This is a genomic window from Amycolatopsis sp. NPDC058340 (assembly GCF_042723975.1).
Taxonomy (GTDB): domain Bacteria; phylum Actinomycetota; class Actinomycetes; order Mycobacteriales; family Pseudonocardiaceae; genus Amycolatopsis.
The window spans coordinates 118,156-125,200 of sequence record NZ_JBHXIB010000022.1 but is presented as its reverse complement, the minus strand read 5'-3'; the positions used below and the strand labels follow the sequence as shown (position 1 = coordinate 125,200).

The window sequence follows — 7,045 nt, the reverse complement described above, 5'->3', positions numbered from 1 at the left end:
CTCCTCACACTACCAGACACCGACCACCCCCCCCCCACCCCCAACACTGGGTGGCTGGGCACCGCGCGTGACTGAGTGGCCGACTCGCGTGACTGGACGGACGACACCCGTGACGGAGCGGACGACACCCGTGAGGGAGCGGACGACAGACGTGTCCGAGCGAGGCCGACCGGCGCCCAACGTAGCGAAGGGGCCCTTCACCGCACTGGATGCGGTGAAGGGCCCCTTCGCGGGGAAAGTCCCCTTACAGCTCGTCGGGTCCGTAGCCGGGCATCTTGCCGGTCACCACGAAGATCATCCGGCGCGCGACCGACACGGCGTGGTCGGCGAAGCGCTCGTAGAAGCGGCCCAGCAGGGTGACGTCCACGGCCGCGGCGACGCCGTGGTCCCAGTTCCGGTCCATGATGACCGTGAACAGGTGCTTGTGGATCTCGTCGACCTCGTCGTCGTCCGACTCGATCGTGCGGGCGGCCTCGACGTCCTTGGACTTGATGACCTGCTCGACCTGACGGGCCAGGCTCACGCCGACCTCGCCCATCTTGGCGAAGTCCGCCTTCACCTCTTCGGGCAGTACGGGGTCCGGGTGACGGCGGCGCGCGGCCTTGGCCACGTGCAGCGCCAGATCGCCCATCCGCTCCAGGCTTTCCGCCGCGTGGATCGCGGCGAGCACGGTCCGGAGGTCGGTCGCGACGGGTGCCTGCAGGGCCAGCAGCGCGTACGCCTGCTCCTCGCATTCGGCGCGCGCGTCGTCGACCTTCGCGTCGTCGCTGATGACCTGCTCGGCGAGCCCGAGATCGACCTCGAGCAACGCCCGGGTCGCCCGCTCCATCGCGTCGGCGACCTGGAGGGACATGCTCGCTAGGTTCTCGGCGAGCTGTTCGAGTTCGACATGGTAAGCCTCACGCATGGCCCAACCCTACGGGGAACAAGGGCCAAAAGCCGCATCCCAGAGTGAACCTGACATGAACCCGGACTAACGAATGATCCTCAGCCTGAGCTGCTGCTCTTCTTGGCTCCGCCGGACTTGGCCGAGCTGGTCGGGGCCGACGCCGTATCGCTCGCGGGAGGCGCCGGGGCCTTCTCTTCCAGCGGGGTGTTGTTGATCAACGCGTCGAAGACGGCCTTCGCCTTGCTCTGCAGCAACACCTCGTTGCCGCGTTTGTTCGCCTCTTCGGTGGTGGGCACGGTGAGGAACTTGACCTTGTCCGAGCCCATCCCACGCATCGACTTCGCCAGCGTCATCATCTGGTTGATGCCGAGGTTCTCGCCGAAGGTGGCCTTGGCGAACGCGTCGATGAAGCCGCTGAGCTTGCCGGTGTCCAGGATGACGTCCTTCGACATCACCGTCTTCAGCAGCGCGCCGAGGAAGGCCTGCTGCCGTTTGATCCGGCCGTAGTCCGACGTCGGGTCGCCCTTGACGTGCCGTGCCCGGACGTAGTTCAGCGCCTGGTCGCCGGAGATCCGCGTCTCGCCCGCCTGCGGGATGATCATGCCGAGCGTGGTGTCGTCGACCGGCTTCTCGTTGTACACGGTGACGCCTTGCACCGCGTCGACCATCGATTTGAAGCCGTTGAAGTCGATCCCGACGAAGTGGTTCATCTTCATGCCGGTGATCTGCTGGATGACCTTCGTGACGCACTGCGGGCCGCCGACCGCGTAGGCGGTGTTCAGCTTCGCGATCTTCTGCGCCGGCGAGGTCTCCTCCGAGTACGACGACGTCGCCGGATCCCAGCGCTTGCATTCGGGACGGCTGATCTCGAGGTCGCGCGGGAAGGACACCATGACGACGCGCTGCCTGTCGGCGGGGACGTGCGCGATCATGACCGTGTCCGAGCGGGCGCCCGGGGTGCCGTCGGCGTCGCCGACACCGTCTTCGGCGGCCGCGCCGTCACGGCTGTCGGAGCCGACCATCAGGAAGTTCTCGTCGCCGGTCTGGCCGGCGGCGTCCTGGATGTCGGCCGAGTCCTCGTCGAGCGAGGCGACGGTGTTGAACTTCGCGTCGAACCAGGTCTGGGCGCCCCACGCCGAGCCGATGGAGAGGAACACGAGCGCGGCGACCACGGCGGCGGTGATCCGGCCCGCCTTGGCCGTCTGCCTGGTCTTGCGTTCCTTCTTCTCCTGCAGCCGGGTCTGCGACGCGGATTCCTCGGCAGGCTCGGGATCGGTGGTCGTGACCACCCGTTGCAGCGCCGTGCGGGTCTGCTCCAGCAGGGCGGCGGGGCGGGCGGCGAACCGTTCGCGGCGCTCGCGCTTCTTGGCCTCTTCGGCCTCAAGTTCGTCGTGCGCGGCGGAGAACCGGGCGAGCGTGTGGTCGATCTTGCGCTTGGTGATCGTCGCGTCGTCGATCGCTTCGAGCTCGTCGGTCATGGTGAGCCGGTCCATCTCGGACCGCGGCGGGACACCCGGCGACTGCGGGACCGGCGCCTGCTGCACCGGCCGTTGCGCCGGACGGCGGGGACGACGCGGGGGCGGCGGTACCGCGGGCTGCTGCTGAGCGCCGGGGCTCACCACCGGCGGACGGCGCTGAGTCGGCGCCTCGGGGCTGGGCGCGGCCTGCGGAGTGCGGCGCGGCTGGCGCGCGCGAGGCGGGCGCGGGGTCTCGTCGGCCTGCGGGTTCCGCGGCGGCATCTGGGCGCGCGGCGCGGCGGGTTTGGCCGCGCGGGGCGCCGGTGCCGGGCTTTCGACGGGGGCGGCCTGCCGAGGGCGGCGAGGTGCCGGAGGCTCCGTCCGAGCGGCTCGCGCTCCGGGTCTCGGAGGCTCCTCGCCCTGCCGGAGACGGCGCGGAGCGGGCGCCTCGGCGGAAGGGTCGAAGATCGGGCGTTCACCCGTATGACGTGCGACGACGTCGGAAACGCTGATCCCGCCGTGGGTGTCCATCGAGCGTCGTCGAGCCCTGCGGCCGCGCTCACCGGCACTGCCGTCGGTGTTGCTGTGGCGACCGGTCCCCGGGGTGTGGTGCTCGTCGGGCACTCGGTCTCCTTTCAGGCCTGGCGTCGAAGCTCTTTCGTTATCGTACGGACACCTCAGGTTCGTGACGACAACCATCCCGGAATTTTCTTCACCCAAGGTACCGAGAAGCGCCGAACGGTCCATGCGATCGGGTGAGCGGTCGTGGTTAAAGCTGCGTTAAAAGGTGCGAAACCACTACGCAGAGTGCGACGGTTGACTGTGTGAGTGCCCGCCGAGTGGGGCTACGCGCCCGCGGACTCCGCGGCGTTCATCGGATGCGGAATCGTCCGTGAAGATTCCTTATCCCGATAGGCCACTTTGTTTCGGCCCGCCCGTTTCGCCATATACAACAAAGCGTCGGCGCTGCGCAACTGTCGTTCCGGTTCGGCCGCGAGATCCGGCTCCGCGCGGCTTTCGTGCGCGAGTCCCACGCTGATCGTCACCGAGAGACCGGGGCGGATCCGGCGCCACGGATGGCGGGCGACCCGGATGCGGGCGGTGTCGGCGATGCGCACCGCGCGGGCGGCGTCGACGTCCGGGATGACCAGCGCGAACTCCTCACCGCCGTAGCGGGCGCAGAACGCCTCCGGCGGAAGTCCCTGTTGCAGCAGGTCGGCCACCTCGCGGAGCACGCGGTCGCCGACCAGATGCCCGAACGTGTCGTTGACGTCCTTGAACAGGTCGAGGTCGACCAGCGCGATCGCGACGCCGGGCGGGCCGCGGTGGTCGACGGCCGGGCCGTGCAGCCACTGGTCGAGGTAGCGGCGGTTGTAGCTGGACGTCAGCGTGTCCCGCAGGTTGCCGGCCCTGGCGAGGTCGAAGGCGGATTTGAGGTGGTGGTACGCGCGTCGCCAGTCGCCCTGGGTGGCCAATACCCCGGCGATCGACTCGTGGAGGCTGAGCAGATCGGTGGTCGGCGCGCCCGGTGGGAGCGCGGCCTCGTCGTCGGCTGCCACGCTCACCTCCGCCACGAATTGGTTTTCGTCGTATAGGAGGGATCTCTTGAGGTATGAGTACGGGCCAAAGTGAATATCGCTCAAGAGGACGACGGTTCGGCGCCATTGTCACGCACCGAAGTGCCGTTCCGTAAGGAGGAAAATGGCTCGGTGTCCTTGAGCTGGGAAAACTGATCCTTCGCCCAGTAACTCACGTCAGTCACATCGTCATTCAGCAACAGTGCGTAATCATTCCAGCTCAGCCAGCGCCAGTCGCCGACCTCGTCGGGATGCGGTTCCGGATCGTCGTCCACCCAGGCGACGAAAACCGGGCAGAACTCGTTCTCGACCACGCCTTCGAACGGCGGCGTGGAGTAACGGTAGGCCGGAAGGACGCAGCGGAGCCCGTTCAGCCGGGGCAGCCCGAGCTCGAAGGCGGCGCGGCGCCGGACGGCCTCCTCGATCGGTTCACCCGGTGCGGGGTGCCCGCAGACGCTGTTGGTCCAGACCCGGGGCCACACCTTCTTGGTGGCGGCGCGGCTGGTGATCAGCAGGGACTGGTCGCTGCTGCGCAACAGATAGCAGGAGAACGCCAGGTGCAGCCGGGTGTGCTCGTGGTGCGCGGCCAGTTTGGGCGCGGTCTCGCCGGTCGGCTCGCCGTCCTCGGTGACGTAGACGATGCGCTCTGTGTCCACTTCGGTCATGTTGTTCATCGGACCCACTGAACCAGCAGGCTCGCTGTAACCGGTACCGCGACCAGAGTTACCCCTGTTAGTGGGACGAAAGGTGCTCCACGAGCAAAGATGTGACGGCTTCGGGAGCTTCCTCCACGACCCAGTGAGAGACGTCCTCGATCATCTCGAAGCGGTACGGCCCGGTGACCCGGTTCGCGGTGTCGAGCGCGGCCGTCGAACCGAAGGCGGCGTCCTCGGTGCTCCAGATGTAGAGCGTCGGAACCTCGATCGGCCCGATCTTCCCGCCGGGACGTCCGGCGCGGTACCAGTTGAGCGCGGCGGTCAGCGCGCCCGGCTCGGACAGGCGCTGGACGTACTCGTCGACCTTGCTCGGCGGCACTTTCCAGTCGAACATGCGGCGCAGCGCGTCGGCGTTGTTCTCGAGCATCCGGCGTTCGGTGACGCGGGTCTGCCGCCATTCGGTCATGTAGGCCGAACGGAGATGCTGGTCCTCGTCGGTCTTCATGGCCTCCGCCAGCGCCGCCGGATGCGGCGTCGAAATCACGGCGAGACTGCGGAGCCTGCCGGGATGCGCATCGGCCGTCCACCACGCGACGGCGCCGCCCCAGTCGTGCCCGACGAGATCGAATTCGTTCCACCCCAAGCGATCCGCGATCGCGATGACGTCACCGACGAGATCGTCGATCCCGTAGTCGGAGGCCTGTTCCGGCCGGACGTCCGGCGAGTAGCCGCGCTGATCCGGGGCCACCGCGCGATAACCGAGCACGCCGAGCGTCGCGACCTGGTGCTCCCACTCCACCGCGGCCTCGGGAAACCCGTGCAACAGCAGGACTGGGCGGCCGTCTTCGGGGCCGGCCGCGATGGCGTCGAAGGAACCGGCCGCGGTGGGGATGCTCAGCTGCTCGATCACGACGCCGACTTTACGGGTCTCCGGTTTCCGGCAAGCGGCAAGGGATTGACGACGAGTGTTCGTTGATCGTCTAATGAGCGCGCTGCCGATCTTCGGCCGCACTGGGGAAACTGGGGTGTCACACCGCTCGCGGGTGGAATCGGTGTCACCGCGGCGAATGTCGCGGTCGCGCGGGAGGCACCGGTTTCGGTGCTCGGGGTCTGCGACGGCAACCCGGGTTGCCATCTCGGGCCGTACCCGACCTACGAGGCGTGTCTCATCGAGCAGAGCAACATGGCCCGGTATTACACGATCACCATGCGGTGTTTCGAGGTCGACCACGGCCAGTGGAAGTTCGCCTACAAGACCAGGGGAACCTGAGTCGTGAACGAAACGCTCCCGCCGCCCGGCGGGAGCGTTTTTCGGTTCAGCCGCCCGAGTGCATGTCCTCGGCTTCGGGGACGCAGTCGTCGTCCGGGTCGTCGAGCCAGCCGTGCGGCAGCGTGACCTTGCCCGGCGAACCCTGCCGCCCGCGCGGACCGGTGGCCGCGGTGGGGAACGGCGCGTCGTGGTCGAGCCTGGCGATCAGGTCGTCGAGCTGGTCCATGCTGGACAGCATCGCGAAGCCGCGCCGCAGCTCGGAACCGACCGGGAAACCCATGAAGTACCAAGCCATGTGCTTGCGGATGTCGCGCATGGCCTTGTCGTGACCGTCGTGTTCGACGAGCAGTTCCGTGTGGCGGCGCAGCACCTTCGCGACCTCGCCGAGATTCGGCGGCGTCGGCTGCGGGCGGCCGGCGAAGGCGGCCTCCAGCTCGCCGAACAGCCACGGCCTGCCCAGGCAGCCGCGGCCGACGACGACGCCGTCGCAACCGGTCTCGTCGACCATGCGCAGCGCGTCCTCGGCGGAGAAGATGTCACCGTTGCCGAGCACCGGGATGCTGGTGACGGCTTCCTTGAGCGCCGCGATCTTCGTCCAGTCGGCCTGGCCGGAATAGCGCTGCGCGGCGGTGCGCGCGTGCAGGCTGACCGCCGCCGCGCCCTCCGCCTCGGCGATCCGCCCGGCGTCGAGGTACGTCAGGTGGTCGTCGTCGATGCCCACCCGGAACTTGACCGTGAACGGCACCCCCGCCTCGGCCGCGGCCTTCGCCGACTCGCGCACGATGTCGGCGAACAGCTTGCGCTTGAACGGCAACGCCGCGCCGCCGCCCTTGCGCGTCACCTTCGCCACCGGGCAGCCGAAGTTGCTGTCGATATGGTCGGCGAGCCCCTCGCCGGTGATGATGCGGACGGCCTCGGCCATGGTCTTCGGGTCGACCCCGTAAAGCTGCATGGACCTGGGCTTTTCGTTCTCGCCGAAGGTCATCATGTGCATGGTGCCGGGGTGGCGCTCGACGACCGCGCGGGCGGTGATCATCTCGCAGACGTAGATGCCGGCGCCGTACTCCTGGCACAGCTGCCGGAACGCGACGTTCGTGATGCCCGCCATGGGAGCGAGCACGACCGGCGGATCGACCTCGTAGGGGCCGATCTTCAGGCTGGGCTTGCTCAGGGTGGCTGTCACGTCCTCCATTGTC

At 68.3% G+C, this 7,045-nt stretch carries 7 protein-coding genes; 1 reads left to right on the top strand and 6 read right to left on the bottom strand.

The window, feature by feature from the left end:
• Positions 1-244 precede the first annotated feature (244 nt).
• From phoU to ACFWIW_RS24150, 5 genes are all read right to left on the bottom strand, one after another.
• Positions 245-907: a phosphate signaling complex protein PhoU gene (gene phoU / locus ACFWIW_RS24170; RefSeq protein ID WP_016337999.1), complete on the bottom strand. Its 663-nt coding sequence runs from the start codon at positions 905-907 to the stop codon at positions 245-247.
• Positions 908-987: 80 nt separating this feature from the next.
• Positions 988-2,382, bottom strand: a complete 1,395-nt coding sequence (locus ACFWIW_RS24165; protein WP_378370503.1) for an LCP family protein — start codon at positions 2,380-2,382, stop codon at positions 988-990.
• An 809-nt stretch (positions 2,383-3,191) separates the two neighbouring features.
• A complete protein-coding gene (locus ACFWIW_RS24160) occupies positions 3,192-3,920 on the bottom strand; it encodes a GGDEF domain-containing protein (RefSeq protein ID WP_378370497.1) in 729 nt (242 codons plus the stop codon).
• Positions 3,921-3,985: 65 nt separating this feature from the next.
• Positions 3,986-4,597, bottom strand: a complete 612-nt coding sequence (gene idi / locus ACFWIW_RS24155; RefSeq protein WP_378370496.1) for an isopentenyl-diphosphate Delta-isomerase — start codon at positions 4,595-4,597, stop codon at positions 3,986-3,988.
• Positions 4,598-4,655: 58 nt separating this feature from the next.
• The gene (locus ACFWIW_RS24150) at positions 4,656-5,489 is read right to left on the bottom strand and encodes an alpha/beta fold hydrolase (RefSeq protein WP_378370495.1); all 834 of its coding nucleotides are present in this window, start codon (positions 5,487-5,489) and stop codon (positions 4,656-4,658) included.
• A gap of 189 nt (positions 5,490-5,678) precedes the next feature.
• On the opposite strand from ACFWIW_RS24150, the gene ACFWIW_RS24145 reads away from it, so the two are divergent.
• A complete protein-coding gene (locus ACFWIW_RS24145; protein ID WP_378370494.1) occupies positions 5,679-5,849 on the top strand; it encodes a hypothetical protein in 171 nt (56 codons plus the stop codon).
• A gap of 46 nt (positions 5,850-5,895) precedes the next feature.
• Here ACFWIW_RS24145 and dusB read toward each other — a convergent pair whose 3' ends face one another.
• Positions 5,896-7,041 (bottom strand): tRNA dihydrouridine synthase DusB, encoded by a 1,146-nt coding sequence (gene dusB, locus ACFWIW_RS24140; RefSeq protein WP_378370493.1) that lies wholly within the window; start codon positions 7,039-7,041, stop codon positions 5,896-5,898.
• Positions 7,042-7,045: the final 4 nt, after the last annotated feature.

Excerpts from the sequence above, each read along its gene's own strand:
- phoU (WP_016337999.1), bottom strand. The coding sequence starts at position 907 with ATGCGTGAGGCTTACCATGTCGAACTCGAACAGCTCGCCGAGAACCTA.
- ACFWIW_RS24165 (WP_378370503.1), bottom strand. The coding sequence starts at position 2,382 with ATGGACCGGCTCACCATGACCGACGAGCTCGAAGCGATCGACGACGCG.
- idi (WP_378370496.1), bottom strand. The coding sequence starts at position 4,597 with ATGAACAACATGACCGAAGTGGACACAGAGCGCATCGTCTACGTCACC.
- dusB (WP_378370493.1), bottom strand. The coding sequence starts at position 7,041 with ATGGAGGACGTGACAGCCACCCTGAGCAAGCCCAGCCTGAAGATCGGC.